The organism is Citrobacter sp. S-77, assembly GCF_963864895.1.
GTDB lineage: Bacteria > Pseudomonadota > Gammaproteobacteria > Enterobacterales > Enterobacteriaceae > Citrobacter > Citrobacter murliniae.
Genome location: NZ_CAWLWU010000002.1, coordinates 4,887,249 through 4,911,934, shown reverse-complemented (window position 1 = coordinate 4,911,934; position 24,686 = coordinate 4,887,249). Strand labels below are relative to the sequence as shown.

The 24,686-nt window shown below is 52.5% G+C and carries 21 protein-coding genes and 4 tRNA genes; 5 read left to right on the top strand and 20 right to left on the bottom strand.

All coding sequences use genetic code 11. From position 1 onward, the window contains the following. Positions 1–66: 66 nt before the first annotated feature. The 6 genes from uvrD to lptM form a co-directional block, all read right to left on the bottom strand. Complete coding sequence (gene uvrD, locus AACS05_RS23950; RefSeq protein ID WP_045449113.1) at positions 67–2,229, bottom strand: DNA helicase II; 2,163 nt, start codon at positions 2,227–2,229, stop codon at positions 67–69. 88 nt (positions 2,230–2,317) lie between these two features. Next, complete coding sequence (gene yigB / locus AACS05_RS23945) at positions 2,318–3,034, bottom strand: 5-amino-6-(5-phospho-D-ribitylamino)uracil phosphatase YigB (RefSeq protein ID WP_045449112.1); 717 nt, start codon at positions 3,032–3,034, stop codon at positions 2,318–2,320. Then, positions 3,034–3,936 (bottom strand): tyrosine recombinase XerC, encoded by a 903-nt coding sequence (gene xerC / locus AACS05_RS23940; protein WP_045449110.1) that lies wholly within the window; start codon positions 3,934–3,936, stop codon positions 3,034–3,036. Before xerC ends, yigB begins: the two co-directional genes overlap by 1 nt. Beyond that, positions 3,933–4,640 (bottom strand): DUF484 domain-containing protein, encoded by a 708-nt coding sequence (locus tag AACS05_RS23935; RefSeq protein ID WP_045449108.1) that lies wholly within the window; start codon positions 4,638–4,640, stop codon positions 3,933–3,935. Before AACS05_RS23935 ends, xerC begins: the two co-directional genes overlap by 4 nt. Then, entirely contained in the window at positions 4,637–5,461 is an 825-nt protein-coding gene (gene dapF / locus AACS05_RS23930) for a diaminopimelate epimerase (protein WP_045449106.1), read from the bottom strand. The genes AACS05_RS23935 and dapF overlap by 4 nt, the downstream gene beginning before the upstream one ends. 36 nt (positions 5,462–5,497) lie before the next feature. Then, entirely contained in the window at positions 5,498–5,701 is a 204-nt protein-coding gene (gene lptM / locus AACS05_RS23925) for an LPS translocon maturation chaperone LptM (RefSeq protein ID WP_045449105.1), read from the bottom strand. Between the two features lie 137 nt (positions 5,702–5,838). On the opposite strand from lptM, the gene cyaY reads away from it, so the two are divergent. After that, positions 5,839–6,159: an iron donor protein CyaY gene (cyaY, locus tag AACS05_RS23920; protein WP_045449855.1), complete on the top strand. Its 321-nt coding sequence runs from the start codon at positions 5,839–5,841 to the stop codon at positions 6,157–6,159. A gap of 95 nt (positions 6,160–6,254) precedes the next feature. On the opposite strand, the gene cyaA is transcribed toward cyaY, so the two are convergent. Next, positions 6,255–8,801 carry a class I adenylate cyclase gene (gene cyaA, locus AACS05_RS23915; RefSeq protein WP_045449103.1) on the bottom strand — a complete coding sequence of 849 codons (2,547 nt, stop codon included), beginning with the start codon at positions 8,799–8,801 and terminating at the stop codon, positions 6,255–6,257. A gap of 396 nt (positions 8,802–9,197) precedes the next feature. Here cyaA and hemC point away from each other — a divergent pair, with 396 nt between their 5' ends. Genes hemC through hemY form a run of 4 tightly spaced genes read left to right on the top strand, consistent with a single transcriptional unit; the run spans position 9,198 to position 13,278 of the window. Continuing rightward, complete coding sequence (hemC, locus tag AACS05_RS23910) at positions 9,198–10,139, top strand: hydroxymethylbilane synthase (RefSeq protein WP_045449853.1); 942 nt, start codon at positions 9,198–9,200, stop codon at positions 10,137–10,139. Continuing rightward, positions 10,136–10,876 (top strand): uroporphyrinogen-III synthase, encoded by a 741-nt coding sequence (gene hemD / locus AACS05_RS23905; RefSeq protein WP_045449101.1) that lies wholly within the window; start codon positions 10,136–10,138, stop codon positions 10,874–10,876. The genes hemC and hemD overlap by 4 nt, the downstream gene beginning before the upstream one ends. Positions 10,877–10,897: 21 nt before the next feature. Continuing rightward, positions 10,898–12,079, top strand: coding sequence for a uroporphyrinogen-III C-methyltransferase (gene hemX / locus AACS05_RS23900; RefSeq protein ID WP_045449100.1), 1,182 nt, complete (start codon positions 10,898–10,900; stop codon positions 12,077–12,079). 2 nt (positions 12,080–12,081) lie between these two features. Next, positions 12,082–13,278 carry a protoheme IX biogenesis protein HemY gene (hemY, locus tag AACS05_RS23895; protein ID WP_045449098.1) on the top strand — a complete coding sequence of 399 codons (1,197 nt, stop codon included), beginning with the start codon at positions 12,082–12,084 and terminating at the stop codon, positions 13,276–13,278. A 541-nt stretch (positions 13,279–13,819) separates the two neighbouring features. Here hemY and AACS05_RS23890 read toward each other — a convergent pair. The 13 genes from AACS05_RS23890 to wecB form a co-directional block, all read right to left on the bottom strand. Then, a tRNA-Pro gene (locus AACS05_RS23890) sits at positions 13,820–13,896 on the bottom strand. A gap of 41 nt (positions 13,897–13,937) precedes the next feature. After that, a tRNA-Leu gene (locus AACS05_RS23885) sits at positions 13,938–14,024 on the bottom strand. A gap of 20 nt (positions 14,025–14,044) precedes the next feature. Beyond that, positions 14,045–14,120, bottom strand: a tRNA-His gene (locus tag AACS05_RS23880). A gap of 56 nt (positions 14,121–14,176) precedes the next feature. Continuing rightward, positions 14,177–14,253, bottom strand: a tRNA-Arg gene (locus AACS05_RS23875). A 102-nt stretch (positions 14,254–14,355) separates the two neighbouring features. Further along, positions 14,356–15,741: a bifunctional threonine/serine APC transporter ThrP gene (gene thrP, locus AACS05_RS23870; protein ID WP_045449093.1), complete on the bottom strand. Its 1,386-nt coding sequence runs from the start codon at positions 15,739–15,741 to the stop codon at positions 14,356–14,358. Positions 15,742–16,019: 278 nt separating this feature from the next. Beyond that, positions 16,020–16,760 carry a lipopolysaccharide N-acetylmannosaminouronosyltransferase gene (wecG, locus tag AACS05_RS23865; RefSeq protein WP_045449092.1) on the bottom strand — a complete coding sequence of 247 codons (741 nt, stop codon included), beginning with the start codon at positions 16,758–16,760 and terminating at the stop codon, positions 16,020–16,022. Further along, a complete protein-coding gene (gene wzyE, locus AACS05_RS23860) occupies positions 16,760–18,115 on the bottom strand; it encodes an ECA oligosaccharide polymerase (protein WP_045449090.1) in 1,356 nt (451 codons plus the stop codon). Before wzyE ends, wecG begins: the two co-directional genes overlap by 1 nt. Then, positions 18,112–19,191 (bottom strand): TDP-N-acetylfucosamine:lipid II N-acetylfucosaminyltransferase, encoded by a 1,080-nt coding sequence (locus AACS05_RS23855; protein WP_045449088.1) that lies wholly within the window; start codon positions 19,189–19,191, stop codon positions 18,112–18,114. The genes wzyE and AACS05_RS23855 overlap by 4 nt, the downstream gene beginning before the upstream one ends. Next, entirely contained in the window at positions 19,188–20,438 is a 1,251-nt protein-coding gene (gene wzxE / locus AACS05_RS23850) for a lipid III flippase WzxE (protein WP_045449086.1), read from the bottom strand. The genes AACS05_RS23855 and wzxE overlap by 4 nt, the downstream gene beginning before the upstream one ends. Position 20,439: 1 nt before the next feature. Then, positions 20,440–21,570, bottom strand: coding sequence for a dTDP-4-amino-4,6-dideoxygalactose transaminase (gene rffA / locus AACS05_RS23845; RefSeq protein ID WP_045449084.1), 1,131 nt, complete (start codon positions 21,568–21,570; stop codon positions 20,440–20,442). Between the two features lie 4 nt (positions 21,571–21,574). Beyond that, positions 21,575–22,252, bottom strand: a complete 678-nt coding sequence (gene rffC, locus AACS05_RS23840; protein ID WP_045449082.1) for a dTDP-4-amino-4,6-dideoxy-D-galactose acyltransferase — start codon at positions 22,250–22,252, stop codon at positions 21,575–21,577. Continuing rightward, positions 22,249–23,511: a UDP-N-acetyl-D-mannosamine dehydrogenase gene (wecC, locus tag AACS05_RS23835; RefSeq protein WP_045449072.1), complete on the bottom strand. Its 1,263-nt coding sequence runs from the start codon at positions 23,509–23,511 to the stop codon at positions 22,249–22,251. The genes rffC and wecC overlap by 4 nt, the downstream gene beginning before the upstream one ends. Beyond that, the gene (gene wecB, locus AACS05_RS23830; protein ID WP_045449070.1) at positions 23,508–24,638 is read right to left on the bottom strand and encodes a non-hydrolyzing UDP-N-acetylglucosamine 2-epimerase; all 1,131 of its coding nucleotides are present in this window, start codon (positions 24,636–24,638) and stop codon (positions 23,508–23,510) included. Before wecB ends, wecC begins: the two co-directional genes overlap by 4 nt. Between the last annotated feature and the right edge of the window lie 48 nt (positions 24,639–24,686).

The following is a 24,686-nucleotide window of genomic DNA, read 5'->3' as shown; positions in this document are numbered from 1 at the left end:
TTAAGCGACAGATTGCCGGATAGCGGCTGCATCCTATCCGGCCTACAAATCAGAGCGTTAGCACCTTCACACCGTTTCCAGCCTTGCGTAGGCGGCTACCAGCCATTTTATCCCCTGGCCCTGGAATGCAACCTGCAAACGGCTATGTTCGCCACTCCCTTCCAGATTGACAATAGTACCTTCGCCGAACTTCGCATGCCGAACACGCTGTCCCAGCTTGTAGCCGGTGTCATTTTCCGCCATCGGAGTGCCCATCCGTTGATGGCTCACAGGGCGGCTGACCGTTGCACGTAAACGAACTTCTTCCACGCACGCTTCGGGTAATTCACCAATAAAGCGCGATGGTCGGTGGTAAACCTCTTTACCGTACAGACGGCGCGTTTCCGCATAGGTCAGCGTCAGTTTCTGCATAGCGCGGGTGACGCCAACGTAGGCCAGACGACGTTCCTCTTCAAGTCGTCCACCTTCGTCGAGTGACATCTGGCTGGGGAACATCCCCTCTTCCATACCGACGATAAACACCTGCGGGAACTCGAGGCCTTTTGCCGAGTGCAAAGTCATCAGTTGTACCGCGTCCTGCCAGGTATCCGCCTGCCCTTCACCAGCTTCCAGCGCCGCATGGGAGAGGAATGCCTGCAATGGCATTAAATCTTCATCTTCTTCGTTGTAGCTGAACTGGCGCGTTGCCGTCACCAGTTCGTCTAAGTTTTCGATACGCGTCTGGCCCTTCTCGCCTTTTTCCTGCTCGTACATCATGCGCAGACCGGAGTCTTTTACCACCCTGTCGGTCTGCACGTGCAGCGGCATATCGGCCGTTTCCTGAGCCAGCGCGTCAATCAGCTCCATAAAGCGCTGCAATGCGCTGGCGGCTCTACCGGCCAGGGCTTTCTCCTGCAACAGTTCACGACACGCTTGCCACAGCGTCAGTTGGCGGTCACGCGACGTCTGGCGCACCACATCTAAGGTACGATCACCAATACCACGCGTGGGCGTATTCACCACACGTTCAAAGGCCGCATCGTCGTTACGGTTAGCGATCAGGCGCAGGTAAGAGAGTGCATCTTTGATTTCCTGGCGCTCGAAGAAGCGCATACCACCGTAAATACGGTACGGCATACTGGCCTGTAATAAAGCCTCTTCAAGCACACGCGACTGGGCGTTACTACGGTACAGAATGGCGCACTGTTCCAGCGCACCGCCGTTGTCCTGCCAGGTCTTGATACGGTTAACCACAAAGCGCGCTTCATCGAGTTCGTTGAACGCACAGTAAAGCGAAATCGGTTCACCATCGACACCGTCAGTCCACAGTTTCTTGCCCAGACGCCCGTTGTTATTCTCAATCAGGGCGTTGGCAGCGCTGAGGATATTATTGGTCGAACGGTAGTTCTGCTCCAGGCGAATAGTCTCTGCACCAGGGAAGTCGGTGAGGAAGCGCTGGATATTTTCCACCTGTGCTCCGCGCCAGCCGTAAATCGACTGGTCGTCATCACCGACGATCATCACCTTACCGGTATCACCTGCCAGCAAGCGGATCCACGCGTACTGGATATTGTTGGTATCCTGGAATTCATCCACCAGGATGTTGGTAAAGCGTTCACGATAGTGCTGCAGGATGTGTGGTTTGTTGAGCCACAGTTCGTGGGCGCGCAGCAGCAGCTCAGCGAAATCCACCAACCCCGCACGGTCACACGCTTCCTGGTAAGCCTGATAGACTTTCTGCCAGGTTTGTTCAACCGGATTGCCGTAGCTCTGTAAATGGTGCGGACGCAGGCCTTCATCTTTCTGGCTGTTGATAAACCACATTGCCTGACGCGGTGGCCACTGCTTCTCATCAAGGTTCATCGCTTTAATAAGACGCTTAAGCAGACGCAGTTGGTCTTCGCTGTCGAGGATCTGAAAATCCTGCGGCAGATTAGCGTCCATATGGTGTGCGCGCAGCAAACGATGCGCCAGACCATGGAAAGTCCCCACCCACATACCGCCCTGACTGGTCCCCATAATCTGACCAATACGATGGCGCATTTCCGCCGCGGCCTTATTGGTAAAGGTCACAGCCATAATGGAGTACGGTGAGTTATTCTCTACGGTCAACAGCCAGGCGATGCGGTGCACCAGCACGCGGGTCTTACCACTCCCCGCCCCCGCCAATACCAGCATATTGCTGCGTGGCGCGGCCACCGCTTCGCGCTGTTTATCATTGAGGCTGTCGAGCAGGTAAGAAACGTCCATTGGCACCGCCGCGTAAAAGTATGTAGGGCGGATAAGCGCAACGCCATCCGCCAAAAAGCTGGGTATATATACAGAGTTCTGTTGGTGATTATATCAGCGAGGTCAGAGATGCCAACCGTGAAATTTCGATATGCGGCAGTAAACGACTGTCAGATGTTTGCATCAGGTCGGCATTTTCCGGTTTGATCCAACAAGCCTGCATACCACAGCGAATCGCGCCAGCGACGTCTGTTGTCAGGTCGTCGCCCACATGCAGGATTTCACCAATTGGCATATTCAGTTTTTCCGCCGCCAGTGAGTACATGTCGCTGAACGGTTTGGATCGTCCGTCCGGTCCGGCACGCAGCACAAACTCAAAGTAATCGCCCAGACCAAACAGTTCCGGCTGCGCATTACCGTTGGTAATAGCAACCAGTGGCCACTTGCGGGCCAGAGCCTTCAATGTGTCATGTGTAGACTGCGGGACGTCGATGCGGCTGCGCCATTTCGCGAAATTCATCATCGCGGCGTTCGCCCCCATTTTTGCCTCTGCCGCCGACAGGCCAGCCTCCAGCATGGCACGCTCTACAGCACGATGGCGCCACTGGGTAACATCATGGTAGATCTCCGGTTCGGCGTCGCGTACAGCCTGACGCAGACGCTGTAGATCGCTATTTTTTAGCGTACTCAGCGCCGGGTGATAATTTTGTACAAAGGCAAGCGCTTCCTGCTCGGTGCGCAGGATCACGGGACGGTTATCGTAAAGGGTATCATCAAGGTCAAAGGTGAGCGCAGAAATGCGCCCCAACGGCCGGTAAAAACGCATTATTTCCCCCGTTTGGCGCGCGGATGCGCCGCATCGTACACTGAAGCCAGGTGTTGAAAATCAAGATGGGTGTAGATTTGGGTGGTAGAAAGGTTGGCATGTCCCAACAGCTCTTGTACACCGCGAAGGTCGCCACTCGACTCCAGCATATGTGTCGCAAATGAGTGGCGTAATTTATGTGGGTGCACGTGGCTGTTCAGCCCCTGCTTAATACCCCATTCAGCAAAACGTTTCTGCACGTTACGCGCCGAGATGCGTTTACCCAGTTTTGACAGGAAAAGAGCATCGTCATCACCACCAAACAATCCACGCAGATCCAGCCAGTGTTCAATCCACGCCACCGCGTTGCGACCAATGGGCAGACGGCGTTCTTTGCTACCTTTTCCCATCACCCAGACTTCGCCTGTGTCGAGATCGAGATGTTTAATATCCAGCCCAACCAGTTCTGATAGACGCAATCCTGCGCCGTACATAACCTCCAGCATCGCCCGGTCACGAACGGCGAGGGGATCGTTGAGATCGATATCCAGCAGACGGTTAACGTCATCCACATCAATATTTTTTGGCAGATGACGCGGTGCTTTCGGTGCGGATACACCTTTTGCCGGGTTGGCTTTCAGCTCGCCCTGATTGACCAGCCAGTCAAAGAAACTGCGCAACGCAGAGAGGCGCAATGCCAGGCTCGCAGGTCCCAAACCTTTGCGCCGGCTACGCACGGCAAAACTACGAACCATCGCAGCATCACATTGTTGCCAGCTTTGCAGGCCGGTTTCTCCGGCTAACGCGATGATGGTATCAAGCTGACGCTGATAATTGAGTAGCGTTATCGGGCTAAGTTGACGCTCAACGCCCAGATAGCGTAAGAAGCGTGCAACGTCCTGAGAAAGCGGTGAGTCGGTCATACGCGTTCAATCCAGCGCTCCAGCAGCTCCGGCAACATCAGCGAAATTTCCTGTAATAGCTGCGTTCCCTGCCCTTGCTGGTAATGATTGGCATCACGACTGCTAAACAGCATGACACCAAGAGAGCCATCCTGCCCCAGCAGCGACATGGCCACAGAACCGATAGCTTTCGCTTCCGGCATCATGACCAGCAGTTCCGGACCGTGAAGTGGGCCAAGGTAATGCTGCGACTGACCCAGACGCTGAATACGCAACGGTTCGAACGCCTGACGACTTAATGCCAGATGGGTGAATTTCGACGGTGCGCCGAGTCGCCAGCGATCCGGAAACAAGCGAACCGTAGCGCCTGCCAGCCCCAGGTCTCGCGCCCAGCGATGCAATCGCATCAGCATATCGTCGAGACTGTTGGCTGCCACCAGGCGCCCTTGCAGATTTAACAGACGATAGAACAGACTTTCGTTGGCGTTTGCTTGTTCCATCAATAACGCCATGTTCTCTTCAAGCACGTTGATGTGATTACGCGCCCTTGCCATATGCCATTCAACTAAAGAGATCGTGCCTCGCACCGGGTGCGGGACACGCATCGCTTCAACTGCCTGGGCATTACGGATAAAAAACTCAGGATTACGTTGCAGATAATCGACGACCGCCCGATCGTCCAGATCCATGAGCGTTTCCTGTAGTTCTTCCCCTGGTTGCTTCATAAGTGAATAAATCCGTCGTAGACATGTGCCGCCGGGCCAGTCATATACAACGGATGACCCGGACCTTTCCAGGCGATATCAAGTCGACCACCCGGTAATTCCACGCGCACTTCTTCTGCCAGCAGGCCCTGCTGAATACCAACAGCAACAGCTGCGCACGCGCCGCTGCCGCAGGCTTGTGTTTCACCCGCCCCGCGTTCATAGACGCGCAGTCGGATATGCTCGCGTTTCACTACTTGCATAAACCCGATATTTGCGCGTTCAGGAAAGCGTTCATGGCTTTCCAGAACTGGCCCCAGCGTTTCCACCGTGGCAGTTTCAACATCATCAACCTGAATCACGCAATGCGGGTTACCCATTGAGACTACGCCGCACAATACTGTCTGCTCAGCCACTCGCATAATATAGGTCTTCTCTGCTTTATTGGCGCGAAAAGGGACCTGCGAAGGTTCAAAGTTGGGTTCTCCCATATTCACCCGCACCAGCTCGTCGTCCGTTACGCTCAATACCATGCGACCATTGGCAGTGCTGACTCGAATATCACGTTTGTTCGTTAGCCCTTTCAGGCGAACAAACCGGGCAAAGCAACGAGCGCCATTACCACACTGTGACACTTCACTGCCGTCGGCATTGAAGATACGGTAATGGAAATCCAGCTCCGGATCATACGGAGGCTCAACCACCAGCAGTTGATCAAACCCAACGCCAAGATGCCTGTCTGCCAGGCGGCGGATCAGCTCCGGTGAGAAAAAGACATTCTGCGTTACCGCGTCGACGACCATAAAATCGTTGCCAAGGCCATGCATTTTAGAGAATTGCATTGTTCACTCCGTTTACGCGGGTACAGAGACTTACCGTCAGTAATTCACCTGAGAAGGGCCATCTCCCGTTGCCCGATCGTTTTTCTCGGGCACCGTGGATTGCGTTTGTGGCTCAATGCTCTTTGTCGGAGGCGGCGCGGTTTTATCTGCTGGCGGAAAATAGAGTGGACCTTTCAGACCACAGCCCGTCAGGCTGAACAGAGTAAAAAGTACAGCGAGTGCCTGAAACACGTTTTTCATTATGGATTGCCTGTAAGTTCATACTTTCTGTTTTCTATCATCGCAGGAGAAGGCGTAAAAGCAAGAGTTTGCCTGCAAACTGCAACGTGATTTATTTCGCGTTATACTGCGACCATCACGAAAAACAGGATAAAAAAATGAACGACAGTGAATTTCATCGCCTTGCCGACACCCTGTGGATGACTATTGAAGAGCGTCTGGATGACTGGGATGGCGACAGCGATATTGATTGTGAGATCAACGGCGGCGTATTGACCATCAGTTTTGAAAACGGCAGCAAAATTATCATTAACCGTCAGGAGCCGCTGCATCAGGTATGGCTGGCAACTAAACAAGGCGGCTACCATTTTGATCTGAAGGGTGATGAGTGGATTTGCGATCGTAGCGGCGAAACGTTCTGGGATCTGCTGGAACAGGCAGCAACGCTGCAGGCAGGTGAAGACGTTCGGTTCCGTTAATGTCTTTTTGCCGGATAGGAGCCTCTCCTTATCCGGCTTACAAGCAGCGCTGTGCATCCAGGCCCGGCAAGCATAGCGCCTCCGGGTAAGCGCAATTACGAGAAATACTGCTGCAACATCGGTGTGTCGTTATCCTGATTAGCCGGAGGAATAGGGTTAATCGGCTGAGTACGGAACGGGATTACCTGCGCGCGCCCGTCGGTATTCACGATCTGATAAAACTGCGGCAGGTTAAAGTTGATAAAGCTGGAGCCGTAGGTAAAGCGATCGTGCGACGATGAATAGAAGCGACTGACATCACGTACCAGCTCCTCTTTGCTGCCTTCGCAGTGGTGATACACTTCAACCCTGTTACTTTCATCCAGAATATAAATATTAAAGCCCTGTTCATCGCCCGTTTCTTCAAAAAAGAACTGAATGATCCCTTCACTGGCAAAACCATCCACCACAGACGGCAATTTCACATGGTTAGTCTCAACCTGTACGGAAAGACCGTGCAGTTTGTTGTGCGAAATCGCGCCATAAAACTCAATGGCGTTTTCCAGTTTCTGTACTGATACGTTCAGGCGTTCGAAGAACAGTCCCCACGTCTGACCTGAAACGCGCAGCGCTTTGAAGCGTCCGGTTTCATGGCGCGTACTGGAAAGGCGCAATTCAATGCATTCAGACACCAGTTGCTGGACGCGGGTACGGATCAGGCCACGCAGATGCTGACTGTAGCAGAAGACTTCAACACTATCTGGCGGCGCCGCGTCCTGGTGCATTTTGCCCAAAATCGTTTTTAACGCTTCAATCATCGCCTGCTCGCCGTTGAAGTGCAGCGTACGCACTTCGTTCCACGAGTTGCGGTACAGCAGATCTACACTACCCACCAGACAATTTTGTTCTTCGCCAAAGCTGAAGACATCCAGCTTACGAAAATCAAAATGCACGACCTGATTACGGAACGCTGCTGTCGGGTCGTATTCAAGGTTAACGATAATCGCCAGATGGCGAATTTCGCACGGGCTATAGAGCGCTTTTGGTGTGGGCGCAGGTAAACGCAGCGGGAAGTGGTGCGACACATCAGCCACCATCTCCTGCAGCTTCGGCAAATCGACAATGCCGTTACCCTTAATAAACAGATGCGTACGCGACGTCAGAAGACCGTTAAACCACGCCCACGCCACCAGCTTGTTCAGGTAGCGGTTATATTCAAGCGGCTGATGGCTGACGATGGAATCCATATTGGGCGCACGGTTGTAGAGATACCAACCTGAACGGTTGGCACGCCCAGGCGGCACATGGATAAAGGTCAGATTCGGTTCCGAGAGATCCGGTGAGATCTGTGGGTTCACCAGCGTCACTTTACCCGGCAGGGCTTCGAACGCAGCATACAACTTACGGGTCAGTACGCCGATATCCTGCGGGCTGGCGCTGACGCTAAGGTTATTGCGGCGCGCAAAGCGGATCAGATTACGATAGCTCTGCATCATCGCGTCGAGCAGTTCGTTATGTGCCTCGCGCACCTGGTCAATCTTCCAGTTGGCGCGGTTATCAAGCATCGTCAGACGGGCGTCATCCCACCCCCACTCTTGCACTAACTGACTTAACACTTCACGACGCCAGCCAACGCACGCGCGCTCGCGGCTCAGTTTCTCGCAGACTTTTAAGTAGAAACATCGACGCACTAAATCCAGACGAGTCGGATCTTCAATCGCCGTGAGGTATTCGGTGACGCGCTCCAGCATCATGCAATACGGATCAAGACCAAAAGAAACGATTTCGCCGTCGTGCAGGCGCTGTTTAATGTCTTTCGCCAACAGGCGTGGGTTCGGGTATTCCCAAGAATAAGCTTCCAGCAGCAGCGTTTTCAACACCGCTTTGTACGGGGAGTCGATACTCTTGTACAACTGCCAGAGGCTGGCACCAAAGTACTCTTCAGCAGAGAGCGAGCTGAGTCCGCCCAGATCCAGCCATTCGTTTGGTGTTAACACCCCCTGCGCGTAGAGCGTCATGACGTAATCGTCGTAATGCTCTTCTTCATCGCCCGGCACCATATTCCACAGAATACGTTTGCCCGCGAGGCGCACGGCGGTGCGATAGAATTCATCAAGCAACAGAATATGCTGCGTCGAGCCACAGTCTTCACCACCCAGGCTGCCGCTTTCATTGTGACGGAAACGGTTTTCATCAATCAGGAAGAAACTGACTTCCACGCCCAGCGAGGCAGCCCAGCTTTCTAACAGGCTACATTTACGCTGCAGCAGCTGACGCTCTTCGCTATCCAGCCAGGATTGATGGCAGACCCAGATGTCCAGGTCAGAGGAACAACTTTGCCCTACTGAAGAGGTACTGCCCATCGAGTAAACGCCGGTAATAGGCAATTCACCCTTGGGAGGGTCCTGCGGTGACATACCACGGTACAGTTCTAGTTCATTCAGGTAGTGGCGTTGGGTTTCATCAGGCGTGTAAAAGCATATGCCTTTGGGAACGTTACCATCGAGGTAACCCGGCATCAGCGGATGGTGGTAGTGCAATAATGTCGGCAGCAGACTGTATACCTGCTGGAAGGCAGGTCCCATGGCAGCAAGCGCGCGATCCACACGCAGTTGATTTATGGCATCCAGTCTCTGTTTCAGAGTCTCAATATAGAGGTACAAGACGTATCGCCTGATGTTGCTATCCGTCATGTTGTCGATCGTTGCGGCATATACGCCCGCAAATAATCTTCATTCATTCGGATAAACCGTATGTCAAAAATAACCGTTACCCTTTTTTCGCCCCTCTTTTTTTATGGAGTACAGCCGAAAAAATGGTCTAAAACGTGATCAATTTAACACCTTGCTCATTGACCGTAAAGAAAGATGCGCTACATACAAGTGTAGCACCGTTCGTTACGTGTAAATTCCTTCATACGGTCGGGAGGTTTCTCGTCATTAATCACTGCCAGTGATGATGCAGCGCCTTTTTCCTCTCACTAACGTTTGAGCGTAACGCTGACATCCCTTTGATAAGGATGTTAGGATGGTCAATGATTGATAATGACGGTAACAAGCATGTTAGACAATGTTTTGAGAATTGCCACACGCCAAAGCCCCCTTGCGCTCTGGCAGGCACATTATGTCAAAGACGCCTTAATGGCAAACCACCCCGGTCTGATCGTAGAACTGGTACCTATGGTGACCCGTGGCGATGTGATTCTGGATACTCCACTGGCAAAAGTGGGGGGTAAGGGTTTGTTTGTTAAAGAGTTGGAAGTCGCGCTGCTGGAAAAACGTGCCGATATCGCCGTGCATTCCATGAAGGATGTGCCGGTCGAATTCCCTGAGGGACTCGGACTGGTCACTATTTGCGAACGCGAAGATCCACGCGATGCTTTTGTCTCGAATAAGTACAACACGCTGGATGAACTTCCTGCAGGCAGCATCGTTGGAACATCCAGCTTACGTCGCCAGTGCCAGTTGGCTAAACGTCGCCCGGATCTCGTTATCCGTTCGCTACGCGGCAACGTGGGAACACGGCTGAGCAAACTGGATAACGGCGACTATGATGCGATTATTCTGGCCGTAGCCGGGTTAAAACGCTTAGGGCTGGAGTCGCGGATCCGCACAGCGCTGTCGCCGGAAGTCTCTCTTCCAGCTGTCGGACAGGGCGCAGTAGGCATAGAATGTCGACTCGATGATCTGCGTACTCAAGCACTGTTAGCACCGCTCAACCATGAAGAAACCGCTCTGCGTGTAAAAGCCGAACGCGCAATGAACACCCGCCTGGAAGGGGGTTGTCAGGTGCCCATCGGCAGCTATGCTGAGCTCATTAACGGTGAGATTTGGCTACGTGCGCTGGTCGGTGCTCCTGACGGTTCACAGATGGTTTGCGGGGAACGTCGCGGCACACCAAATAATGCCGAACAAATGGGCATTTCTCTGGCGGAAGAACTGTTGGAAAACGGTGCACGCGCCATTCTGGCTGATGTTTATAACGGAGAAGCACCCGCATGAGTATTCTGGTCACCCGCCCATCTCCCGCAGGGGAAGAGTTAGTGAGCCGTCTGCGCACACTGGGGCAGGTGGCCTGGAGCTTTCCGCTCATTGAGTTTTCGCCAGGCAGGGAACTGGCAACGCTAGCCTCCCGCCTGTCGACACTGACGGAAAACGATCTGGTTTTAGCTCTCTCGCAGCACGCGGTCACTTTTGCTGATGCTCAGCTTCAGCAGCAAGGAGAACGCTGGCCCTCCCTCCCGCGCTATTTTGCCATTGGCCGCACCACGGCATTGGCGCTCCATACCGTTAATGGATGCAATATTCACTATCCTCTGGATCGGGAAATTAGCGAAGTCTTGCTACAATTACCTGAATTACAAAATATTGCGGGAAAAAAAGCGCTTATTTTACGCGGCAACGGCGGTCGGGAGTTGATAGGCGAAACTCTGAAAGCACGTGGGGCCAATGTAGATTTTTGTGAATGTTATCAACGCAGTGCAAAGTATTACGATGGTGCAGAAGAAGCGATGCGATGGCAATCTCGCGGCGTGACGACGGTGGTTGTCACCAGCGGAGAGATGCTACAACAGCTCTGGTCGCTCATTCCGCAGTGGTATCGTGAGCACTGGTTACTACGCTGTCGGCTGCTGGTCGTCAGTGAGCGTCTGGCGCACCTCGCCCGGGAACTGGGCTGGCAAGATATTAAGGTCGCTGATAACGCCGACAACGATGCGCTGCTACGCGCATTACAATAACTCTCATAATGGGATGCCATAATGACGGAACAAGAAAAATCCTCCGCCGTGGTTGAAGAGACCAGGGAGGCCGTGGAAACCACGTCACAGTCAGTCAATGCTGAAAAAAAGAGCAAGGGCAGCACCGCACTGATACTAAGTGCAGTAGCGATTGCTATTGCGCTGGCGGCAGGCGTCGGACTGTATGGCTGGGGGAAACAACAGGCAACAACACAGACTGCAACCAGCGATGCGTTGGCTAATCAGCTCACGGCGCTGCAAAAAGCGCAGGAAAACCAGAAAACTGAGCTGGAAGGTATTATTAAACAGCAGGCAACACTGCTGGATGAAGCAAACCGTCAGCAAGCAGCACTGGCTAAACAGCTTGATGAAGTGCAGCAAAAGGTTGCCACAATCTCTGGCAGCGATGCTAAAACATGGCTGCTGGCGCAGGCCGATTTTCTGGTGAAACTGGCCGGTCGTAAATTATGGAGCGATCAGGACGTTACCACCGCAGCGGCGCTATTGAAAAGCGCCGATGCCAGCCTGGCCGATATGAACGATCCAAGTTTAATCACCGCCCGTCGAGCGATTACTGATGATATCGCCAGCCTCTCTTCTGTCTCTCAGGTGGATTATGACGGCATCATTCTCAAGATAAATCAGTTGTCTAATCAGATTGATAACCTACGTCTGGCCGACAATGATACTGATGATTCGCCGATGGACTCCGACAGCAGCGAGCTTTCCAGCTCCATTAGCGAATGGCGCGTCAATCTGCAAAAAAGCTGGCAAAATTTTATGGACAGCTTTATTACCATTCGACGTCGCGATGAAACCGCCGTACCGCTGTTAGCACCAAATCAGGACGTGTACTTACGTGAGAACATCCGCTCCCGTCTGTTAGTGGCCGCGCAGGCCGTACCACGCCATCAAGAAGAGACATACCGGCAGGCGCTGGAAAATGTCTCCACCTGGGTGCGCGCGTACTACGATACCGACGATGCAGCGACGAAAGCCTTCCTTGAAGAAGTGGACCAACTAAGCCAACAAAGCATCAGTATGGATGTACCAGAAACGCTTCAAAGTCAGACCATTCTTGAGAAATTAATGCAGACCCGTGTGCGTAATTTACTGGCCCAGCCAGCAACATCTCCGGTTGAAGCCGCTCCTGCGCCAGCGCCTCAGGCAGAAACCCCGGCAACCGCGCCGCAAGGAGAGTAACGATGCTAAAAGTATTATTGCTCTTTGTGCTGTTGATCGCCGGGATCGTCATCGGTCCGATGATTGCCGGTCATCAAGGCTACGTACTGATCCAGACGGATAACTACAACATCGAGACCAGCGTAACTGGCCTGGTGATCATTCTGATCGTCACCATGGTGGTCCTGTTTGCGATTGAGTGGTTGCTGCGTCGTATTTTCCGTACCGGCGCACACACGCGTGGCTGGTTCGTCGGTCGCAAGCGCCGCCGCGCCCGCAAACAGACCGAACAGGCGCTGCTCAAGCTGGCAGAAGGCGATTATCAGCAAGTCGAAAAACTGATGTCGAAAAATGCCGATCACGCAGAACAGCCGGTGGTGAATTACCTTCTGGCGGCAGAAGCGGCTCAACAACGTGGTGACGAGGCTCGGGCCAATCAACACCTTGAGCGCGCAGCCGAGCTCGCCGGAAATGACACGATTCCGGTAGAGATCGCTCGCGTTCGCCTGCAACTGGCCCGGAATGAAAATCACGCCGCGCGCCATAGTGTAGATAAACTGCTGGAGGTGACTCCACGTCACCCGGAAGTATTGCGTCTGGCTGAGCAGGCTTACATTCGCACTGGCGCATGGAGTTCCCTGCTGGATATCATTCCATCCATGGCAAAAACGCACGTTGGTGATGAAGAGCACCGCGCCATGCTGGAACAGCAGGCATGGGTTGGCCTGATGGATCAGGTTCGTGCCGATCAGGGCAGTGAGGGGCTACGTGCCTGGTGGAAAAATCAAAACCGTAAGACCCGTCATCAGATCGCTCTGCAGGTGGCAATGGCGGAACATCTGATTGAGTGCGACGATCACGATACAGCACAACAGATCATCATCGACGGCCTGAAACGTCAGTATGATGACCGTCTGGTGCTGCCAATCCCGCGTCTGAAAACAAACAACCCAGAGCAGATTGAAAAAGTTCTGCGCCAGCAGATTAAAGCCGTGGGCGATCGTCCGCTGTTGTGGAGTACGCTTGGTCAGTCGTTGATGAAGCACGGCGAATGGCAGGAAGCCACTCTCGCCTTCCGTGCGGCGCTCAAACAACGCCCGGATGCATACGACTACGCGTGGCTTGCTGATGCGCTGGACAGACTGCATCAGCCGGAAGAGGCCGCTACCATGCGCCGTGATGGCTTAATGCTGACACTACAGAACAATCCCCCGCAGTAATCCTTTAAGCCCGGTAGCGAAATGCTTACCGGGCTTACACCAATACACAGAATCATTCGAAACACATTGAGACAAACTCAGAGCACTTACATAAGTAAGTAGCAGGGTGAGAGGACGCCGCCAATAAAGAGGCGTCTGAAGAGTGAAGTGTATGCATAAAAAAACGCCCGCTCGGTTAAGAGCAGGCGTTAAACAGGTCTGTATGACAACATAAATGGGTGCTTCACTCAACGTTATGTCCATGGTGTTCGATGAGGCTAAGCGACATCTGTCAGTGGACGATAAGCACCGTAAACGGCTCTGCGTCATTCCTGAGTTTATGAGGCCTGATGGCGAACATAAGAGATGGAATGAGCATCTACCCAAATATTATCGCACAACACATGGCATGATTGCACTGCAAAAACCAGGTCTTCGGGATTTTTAGGACATCAGGTAATTCAGGTCAGATTGGTGGCGTAACGCCGGTATTGACTGGCACAAGAGCAGAGAGAAAGGGAAATCAGAAAACAAAAAACCCCGCCGAAGCGGGGTTCAAAATTGGTCGGCGAGAGAGGATTCGAACCTCCGACCCACTGGTCCCAAACCAGTTGCGCTACCAAGCTGCGCTACTCGCCGTTTTACTGCTTTTTGAATTTTTAGTTCAATTCTTTAAGTCGTGGTGCGAGGGGGGGGACTTGAACCCCCACGTCCGTAAGAACACTAACACCTGAAGCTAGCGCGTCTACCAATTCCGCCACCTTCGCATTTCACAACTTTAAATTAATGGGGTGGCTAATGGGATTCGAACCCACGACAACTGGAATCACAATCCAGGGCTCTACCAACTGAGCTATAGCCACCACTGCAAATCTTTTACGCGGTATTAAAACCACCGCAGCTCCGGCACCTTACTAAATGGTGCGCCCGACAGGATTCGAACCTGAGACCTCTGCCTCCGGAGGGCAGCGCTCTATCCAGCTGAGCTACGGGCGCTTAGCGCCGTTGCGGGGCTGGATATTACGGAGGTCTCGGTCTGCTGTCTAGTGCTTTTTTAAAATAAATTATCGTTTGGTCATGCTTTGTGCGTTTTGTCGCTTATTCCTCCAGTTTTTGGGCCACACCATGACGATTCAGGCCAAAAACCTTATAAATGAGCGTCACACCCAGCAGGAAGGCGATACCGACAAAAAGCGACATACGGGTATCTTCATTAAAGTACATACCGATTAATACGCAAACCAGGAACGCCATCGTCAAATAATTCGCCCACGGGAACAAAATGGAACGGAAGGGATGGCTGGCAATCGCGTCTTTGTGCGCTTTGCGAAAACGCAGCTGGCTTATCAGGATCACAAACCACGGCACCATGCCCGGCAACACGCTGGCGCTATAGACATAGACAAATACGCGCTGCGGATTCGGAATGATGTAGTTCAGGCATGAGCCAATCAGCAAGATGGCGATAGAAATCGCAACGCCGGCAACTGGCACGCCATGACGAGAGACTTTTCCGACAACCGCAGGCAACTGACGATTCTTCGCCAGGGCGTAGAGCATGCGGCCGCAGCTATACATCCCACTGTTGCAACCAGAAAGCGCTGCCGTCAGGACCACAAAGTTGATAATCCCGGCCGCAGCGGTAATACCAATTTTGGCAAACGTGAGAACAAACGGACTACCGTTGCTACCGATCTCATTCCACGGGAAGATGGTGACGATAACGAAGATCGCGCCTACATAGAAAATCAGGATACGCCACAGCACCTTACCTACCGCGCTACGCAACGTGACCTGTGGATTTTTGGCTTCGCCCGCCGTGATACCGATTAGCTCCACGCCCTGGTAGGAGGCCACCACAATACACAATGCAGTCAGAAAGCCTTTCCAGCCGCCGGCAAAGAAGCCGCCGTGTTCAGTCAGGTTGCTGAAGCCAATCGCCTGACCACCATTACCAAAGCCGAAGAAAATGACACCCACTCCTATAACAATCATCACAATGATGGTTGTCACTTTGATCATGGCAAACCAGAATTCAATTTCACCATACAGGCGAACCGCAGCCAGATTTGCCAGCGCCACCAGGCCTACGGCAATCAACGCGGGTATCCACTGCGCCATTTCCGGGAACCAGAACTGCACGTAGACCCCAATGGCGGTAATCTCCGAGATCCCCACAGCCATCCACATAAACCAGTATGACCAGGCGGTGAGATAACCAAAGAAAGGGCTCATATAGCGGTGAGCGTAAACGGCGAACGAACCGGCAACCGGCTCCAGGAACAACATCTCGCCCATGGAACGCATGATAAAGAAGACAAATAGTCCGGCAACGATATACGCCAACAGGACCGATGGCCCCGCCCATTTCAGGGTACTGGCGGCGCCCATAAACAATCCGACGCCAATGGTGCCCCCAAGGGCAATCAATTCGATATGACGAGCCTCCAGCCCACGCTGTAGCTCTGGTTTGTTCTCTGCCATAAATCCTCTTGTTGTGTTTGTATTGTTTCCGGTATTACCGGTTATCGTTATGGGTACATCTTCTTATGCCATAACAGGCCATCCAGCGCCGACCGCTTTACGGTTGGCGCCAAAAACACCACGACACTGAAATGATTGTTGCGAATGGTTTCTTAAAATCGTCTAAATGGCAATTAAAGCATTCAAAAAATAAATAGATTGTGCGAGAAAGCAGCGATTATGTTGTGAATAAGTAGCGCATTTAGCAGAACACACTACTTATCAGAGGAGAGAAAATGTTAGAGATTGCCGGTATAGTGCCAGCGGAGATAGCGCAATAAACGAAGTTGACGGGTAATACGGCTCGGCTGTGACAGTAAGCGGTACAGCCACTCCAGCCCCAAATTCTGCCAGAATTTAGGCGCTCGCTTTACGTGTCCGGTAAACACATCATAGGTGCCACCCACCCCCATATACAGCGCATTCGGATGTACCAAGCGGCAATCGCGCATAAAAATCTCTTGTTTAGGCGAACCCATTGCCACCGTAACAATCTGCGCACCGCTGGCATGAATACGTTCAAACAATGCCTGCCGCTGCTCTGGCGTGAAATATCCGTCCTGGCTACCAACAATATTGACGCGCCACTGTGCTCGCAGTTTTGCTTCTGTTTGCGCCAGTACCTCTGGCTTACCACCAACCAGGAATACGGGTGTGCTCTCCCGCCCAGCGCGCGCCATCAAGGCTTCCCAGAGATCGGCTCCGGCCACGCGTGAAACCTGTGCTTGTGGGTATTTTTTACGCACGGAACGCACCACGCTAATTCCATCTGCATACTTGAACTCGGCGGCATCAATCAAAGCCCGAACCTCGGGGTTATCTTCCGCCGTTAGCATTTTCTCGGCGTTAATAGCCACCAGCGTCCCCTGTCTGAGATGCCCCTCAGCAAACAGGTAATTCAGCGCATGCTGCATATCACGCCAGCCAATAAGTTTTAATCCGCGCAGCGAATATAGCGGCGCAGTTGTATTATCTGTCATTACGATCCTTCAACCTGTGTCCGGGGCAGCGTCTTTATTCGTCTATGGACAAGTCCTGCACTATCAAACAGCCAGAACAATAATTTTGCTACCAGCAAACAGACACCAAAAATCACGAGGAAAAAGACCACTCGCGAGACAAACGAATCCAACCCTTCTCGTGCCAAAACGATCATATTGAAAATGGCACCAAAACAGAAGCTGTGCAAAATCGCCGCCTTATAACGGTTTTTTTCCTGATTGCCTAACTCATACAGCCAGTCGAACCATTTGATTATCAACCCGACCACGATCGCGCCTAACGGGATAAACAACGCTCCCCCCATAACCACCAGCGAACCAATCAACGTTGGAGAGATAGCCAGGCCCGAGTGGTTGTTCAGCACTTCCCAGGTAAAATAGTTCGCAGAGTTGAGTACGATACTCGGCCGTCCAGGCCACAGCCAGGAGGGAATAAAAACGTAGAAATCACGGACAATCGGTGCCAGTCCCTGGAACTCAATATTGTGGTAATTCTGCAGTAACAGCGCCAGATTCTCCCACGGTGAGAAGGTATCCCTCGTGAGATACAGGAAAGTATAGAATGCCTCATCGCCGCTCACGTTCATCCCGTAGCGCTTCAATGCCAGCCAGAACATGCCGACAATTCCCAGCACACCGGCCGCAGCCAGCATCCACAGTGAAATCCAGCCGCGAATAATGCCGATAAACAAGAAGATGGCAAACGCGATAATGATATTGGCGCGCGTGCCGCCAACAATCATATAAGTCAGAAGACCAAACGCGACGGTGCTCACCAGGAAGAACAGCCACGCTTTACTATCCTGGCGCAGGAAATACACCACCAGCATTGCCGGAATGAAGAAGTAGAAGAAGCGTTTCAGGGCCACACCAGAAACTTCACTGGAGAAGATCTGGCTATAGGACTGCAATCTGAATAACAGGAAACCGTTGTGCATAAAGAAAATGCCTACACTCACCAGCGCAATCGCCATCAGGATAATCCATGTCAGATGGGCCTCAACGCGGTTGATGGTAAACAGCGGTTTGCGTGACTTTTCCGGTATTCGCTTACGTAAACGCGTTTTATAGGTCACGTAGTAGACGGCATAGAAACAGGCGGCGGAAAGCAGTGCCTGTAACAGAATTTCCGGTGGGGCGACCGCGACGTCGAAACGGAACACCAGTACGCTGGTCAGGGGAAATCCGAAGAAAAACGTCAGCAAAAACAGCAATGAGAAGAACACATTGAAGTTAAAGCGCACACGCCGAAACTCAAACCAGGTCAGCGTAGCGATAAATAAGGTAGAGAGTAGCCATACTACCAGCAGACCGCTGAATTGCATCAGACTCATAGGGTTTCTCCGGAGGCAATGCTCAGCGCGTTATGCCACGGTTGCAGGTAATTCGGGCTAAAAAAGGTAATCGTGCTTTTATCAACCGAGGCCAACTGACGCTGCGCTTCACGCACAACATCGGCATTGAGTTCATCGGTGGTAAACAGTACCGGGAGGTGCTGCTCTGCCATATCCTGCCAGAAAGGGTTTTCGCGGTTTAGCACGCACGGAATACCGGCCTGGATCAGCAAACACAATGTACCAATCCCTTGCTGGCGTGCAAAAATAAAGTAACCGAGATCGCACTGACGCAGTAATGCCAGATAGGCATCAAATTCCAGTTTTTCACTTAGAATTTGCAGATTTCCTGCACTAAATAATTCCTGGCCAGCCTGGCGTACTTCATCAATATACGCCCCGTTATTAGCCGGATAGCCCATTGGCACAATCACGTTCACCGTATCACCGAACTGCTGATGTACGGCGCGTAACGCTGCGATATGTTCATTGCTGCGATCGCCAGAATTACCTACAAGAATCGTCATTTTCCCGCTGCGTTCGCACTCGCTGCCCATATTATTCAGCGACGGATCCATACGCGTAGGGAAATAGAGCAGTTCACCGCGCACACGGGGATGCTGCTGTGCGAAATAGCTCAAATCACCTCGAGTGGCAAACACGCAGCCCACACGGTTTTGCGCCATGCGGCGAATCGGATAAAACAGGCGGAATTTCAGCCCACTGGAGACTTCATACAAATCTGCGCCCCAGATATGCCAGTAAAACTGCTCTGGTTTAATTCCTCCGCTCAACAGCGCCAGCCACAGGCTGGTGTTGAACTGACCATGGAAGAAGAAACGCTGCTGGCGATCTGCTTTCGCTTTCGCGATTACCGCTTCCGCCAGTGCCTTTTTTCCGCCATAGAAGCTCAGCGATAACGCCGGGCAGCTTGCACTGAATCCCGCATCCTGACCTGCAACCATAAATACGCGCGCGTGCTCGCTCGTCGCGGCCAGCGAATCATTAAAAAACCGCAGTACGGTTTGATTATGGTGAGGGATATCCGATCCCAGAACGTGAACCAGTACTGTCATGCCCGCCTACACCAGAGTAAAAATACGCCACAGCAAAGAGAAAAATAGACCACATAGGTTGCCATATAAGCCTGCGCTGCCCCCAGAGCGCCATGCGCGGGGATCAGCCAGTGGGCAAATGCCGTCAACAAAATGAACTGGCTAATTTCAGCCAAAATATAAAACCGCAGCGACGCCTTCGCGATCACCAGATACCCGAAAACGTAAGCACCGACCTTCAGTACATCGCCCACCAGTTGCCAGGCAAACAGGTCTCGCATGGCAGTAAATTTAGCGGAAAAGAGCAGCCAGATAGCAAAATCACGCAGTAACCAAACGGTAAAACTCGCGGCGGCAACCGCCGGTAACACAAACTTCAGCGACTTCACCACTTCACGCGTAATGTCACGCTTTTCGCTCAGGCGCGACAACGTCGGCAGCAAATAAACGCTGAATGAGGCGGTGATAAATTGCAGATAGGCATCGGAGATACTGCTTACCCCTTGCCAGATCCCAACATCATCCCAGCTGTAATGCGCAGCCAGAAGGTTTCGCATCATTACATATGCCACTGGCAGCGTCACAGAGGTGATCAGCGCCATCAGCGTAAACTTGCTTAACTGCCCTGCCAGACTGTTATCCCATGAAGGTTTCAGGTAGTGCAGTGGAATGGTTCCACGCTTGATCAGCATAAAACTGGCTGGCACAACCACCAGCGCAGGCACCAGCGCCAGGCCCAGCAAAGCACCTTCATAGCCCCCCAGTCGATAGCAGCCATAATAAGCCACCACACCGACCAGACTGCCAACGATCAGCGACAGTGCATTGCCTGCGGCATCACGGAAGCCTTTCATTAACGCCAGTAAGAGATTCGCCCAGGCAATACCCATCTGTACCAGCGCAACCAGACGCACCAGCCCCTGGTAATGCGTATGACCAAACAAACCCTGGCTTATGGGCGCAGCCGCCAACAAAAAGATCACGGCCATCAGTGTGGAGAATCCCAACACCATGGCGGAAGATGTGCCAACCACGTTGCGTAGCCGCACCGGATCATCATGATGCTGTGCCACATACTTTGTGACACCGTTGAAAATTCCGGCTCCTGCCAGCACGCCCAGCACAGTGACCATCTGACGAAAGTTACCCGCCTGCCCGACTCCCGCAGGGCCAAACGACACCGCCAGCAGTTTTACCACCAACAAGCCTGCACCGATTTTTACCAGCGTACTGGCTGCCGTCCAAAGGGACGCTTTAGCAAGCGACATCTCAGGCGAAGTAGTTCAACAGGGTCGTAATTACTGTGCGCTGGTTCACCGGCGACAGATTGTAAAACAGCGGCAGGCGTAGCAGGCGCTCGCTTTCTTTGGTGGTGTAACGATCGACACCCGCGAACTCACCAAATTTATCGCCAGCCGGGCAATCATGCAGCGGGATATAATGGAATACCGCCATAATTTCGGCTTCTTTGAGGAAGTTAATTAACGCCGTGCGATCATCAATATCACGCAGCTTGATGTAAAACATATGGGCGTTTTGCACGCAACCATCCGGTATGGAAGGCAGGTCAATCCGCCCGGCTTTCGCCAGCGGCTCAAGTGCATCGTAGTAGTTTTGCCACAATGCCAGACGCTGCTGATTGATACGATCGGCCACTTCCAGTTGCGCCCACAGATAGGCAGCCTGCAGATCGGACATCAGATAGCTGGAGCCGATATCACGCCAGGTATATTTATCCACCTGGCCGCGGAAAAACTGACTGCGGTTGGTGCCTTTTTCACGGATGATCTCAGCACGTTCGATTAATTTACGGTCGTTAATCAGCGTTGCGCCACCTTCACCACCCGCGGTGTAGTTTTTGGTTTCGTGGAAGCTGAAACACCCAATGTGACCAATCGTTCCCAGCGCACGTCCCTTGTAGGTAGACATTACGCCCTGTGCAGCATCCTCCACTACAAACAGATTGTACCGTGTCGCCAGCGCCATAATAGTATCCATTTCGCAGGCGACGCCCGCGTAATGCACCGGTACGATAGCGCGGGTTTTGTCGGTGATCGCCGCTTCAATCAGCGTTTCGTCAATGTTCATGGTATCTGGTCGGACATCAACAAAGACGATTTTTGCCCCGCGCAACACGAAGGCATTAGCGGTGGAGACGAAGGTGTAGCTTGGCATGATAACTTCATCACCAGGCTGGATATCCAGCAACAATGCTGCCATCTCAAGTGATGCAGTACAGGACGGCGTCAGCAGCACTTTCTCACTGCCAAAATGCTGTTCCAGCCACTGCTGGCAACGACGGGTAAAACCGCCATCGCCACACAGTTTGCCGCTGCTCATCGCAGACTGCATATACTCAAGCTCGGTTCCCACCACCGGCGGTGCGTTAAATGGAATCATTTTGTCACCTGTATAACCAGTACGCGGTGCTTTCCACATTCGCACCACTCTGTATATAACGTTTAAGCGCGGCGGTGTTGCCCATCTGGGTCGCCACCCGCAATGTTGTTTTACCGCGAGCCTGCGCCCAGAAAAGCGCCGCCTGCATTAATTCTGCACCCACACCGCGACCTGCCAACAGGCCAATTCGCACGTCAGTGTTATTCAGCTCACGCAGCGAGACATACCCGCGGATCTCGTCTGTCGCTGTGCGAAAAACGAGGCATTGATGATCGAATGTGCCCAACACCGCATTTTCAATCCACTGCGCGTAGAAACGGGCGCTGGCATCCGGCGCATACCATGGAGCACGAAAGCGGCTTTGTGCGAACGCCTGGCTCGCGAGCTGGCGTAGTGCCGGGATATCTGCGGGTTGCGCCACCTGCACGCCGGAATTATCGCAGACGCGCGTTACCGGCAACACAAAATCCACTTCGCCTTCTACCAGCGAGAAACCCAGTTGCTGCAAAACGTCTAATTCGTGAGTGTTCGCGGCGGGAATTTTTGCCTGTACCCGTCCCCAGGACTGCAATGCTTCCGCAGTCAGGACCGCCCCGTGCGGGTCAAAACGTACAATGGCGCTATTAACGCCAAAGAACGTATTTTCCCAGATAAGGGGCTCAATACTGGCACGGATTGTCACCGCCAGACTCCCTTGGTATCAACCACATACTGCTGTTGAACCGCATCGCCCTTAATGGCTTTAAATTCATTATGGTCAACCAGCATTACCAGCACATCTGCGCTTGTCAGCGCATCATCCAGTTTCGCCAGCGTGCAAAGACCATCCAGTTTTTTCGGCAATTGATGAATATTCGGTTCCACCACCAACGTTTCGCCGCTATGCCAATGCGCAATACTTTGCGCAATTCCCATCGCCGGGCTTTCACGTAAATCGTCGATATTCGGTTTAAATGCCAGACCAAAACAGGCAATTTTCACTTCGCTGGCACGTTTGTTACTCTCCGTGAGGCAGTCCGCCACGGCGGCTTTTACCCGATCAACGACCCAGTGAGGTTTGCCATCATTCACTTCACGCGCGATGCGGATTAATTTCGCCTGCTCTGGGTTCTGTGCCACGATAAACCACGGATCGACCGCAATACAGTGCCCACCAACCCCCGGTCCAGGCTGCAGAATATTCACGCGTGGATGGCGGTTCGCCAGACGGATCAGTTCCCAGACGTTAATCCCCTGATCGGCACAAATCAGTGACAGTTCATTGGCAAAAGCAATATTGACATCGCGGAAGCTATTCTCAGTCAGCTTGCACATTTCCGCCGTACGGGAATTGGTCACCACACACTCACCTTCAAGGAAGATGTTGTACAGCTCGCTGGCACGCGCGGAACAGACGGGGGTCATCCCGCCAATCACGCGATCGTTTTTAATTAGCTCAACCATCACCTGGCCTGGCAGAACACGTTCTGGACAGTACGCAATATTTACGTCTGCCTGTTCCCCTACCTGCTGTGGAAAAGTCAGGTCGGGCCGCATTTCTGCAAGCCACGCAGCCATCTGTTCCGTTGATCCTACAGGTGAAGTCGATTCGAGGATCACCAATGCCCCTTTTTTTAGCACTGGTGCAAGAGACTTCGCGGCAGCCTCGACGTACACCATATCGGGTTCATGTTCCCCTTTAAACGGTGTTGGTACGGCAATTAAATACGCATCAGCTTCTACGGGTGTTGTGGTAGCGCGAAGATATCCATCTTCGACTGCTGTTTTCACCGCGATACCCAGATCCGGTTCAACAATATGGATTTCACCACGGTTAATGGTATCTACCGCATGTTGATTTACATCTACGCCAATGACATGTTTTTGACGGGAAGCAAAGGCGGCTGCCGTTGGCAGCCCGATATAACCCAGCCCGATGACAGAAATGGTCGTAAAACTCATAGCGATATCCGATTATTTTTTAACGCGTGTAAAATGCGGCCACACGCCTGCCCGTCACCATACGGATTATGGGCGCGGCTCATGGTCTGATATTCATTTTCGTCATGCAGCAAACGGGTGACTTCTTCCACAATTCTCTGCGAGTCTGTTCCCACCAGACGAACAGTACCTGCAGTGATGGCCTCCGGGCGTTCAGTCGTTTCACGCATCACCAGCACAGGTTTGCCCAGAGAGGGGGCTTCTTCCTGAATCCCGCCGGAATCGGTAAGGATCAGCCAGGCATGGTTCATCAACCAGACGAACGGCAAGTAGTCCTGAGGTTCAATCAGAATCACGTTTTCAACGTGGCCCAGGATACGATTAACCGGCTCGCTGACATTAGGGTTCAGGTGTACCGGATAGACAATTTGCACATTCTGATTTGCTGCAGCAATTTCCGCCAGCGCATGGCAAATTTGCTCAAAACCGCGACCGAAGCTTTCCCGACGATGACCGGTCACCAGGATCATCTTTTTATCAGAACGAAGGAAAGGATAGTGTTCAGCCAGTTCAGCGCGCAGCGTTTCATTCTCGAGTACGCGATCCCGAACCCAGATCAATGCATCAATAACCGTATTGCCCGTGACAAAAATACGGTCATCAGGAATTGTTTCGCGTAATAGATTTTGGCGTGAATTTTCGGTTGGAGCAAAATGATACATTGCCAGACGCCCTGTCAGCGTGCGGTTTGCCTCTTCCGGCCAGGGTGAGTAGAGATCGCCAGTTCGCAATCCAGCCTCAACATGCCCCACCGGAATACGCTGGTAAAAGGCGGCCAGACTGGTGGCTATTGTCGTTGTGGTATCACCGTGCACCAATACGACATCGGGTTTGAACTCAGCCAGAATGGGTTTTAATCCTTCCAGGATTCGGCAGGTAATTTCTGTGAGTCCCTGGCCTGGCTGCATAATATTGAGATCGTAGTCAGGTACAATAGAAAAGAGGTTTAACACCTGATCGAGCATCTCCCGATGCTGCGCAGTGACGCAAACTTTCGCTTCAAAATCAGGATCTTTTGCCAGCGCATGAACCAGAGGTGCCATTTTAATAGCCTCTGGTCGCGTGCCAAATACAGTCAGTACTTTCACATCGATTCTCTTAGGATTGGCAGTGAGGGCCCAGCCCCTCACTGCAAC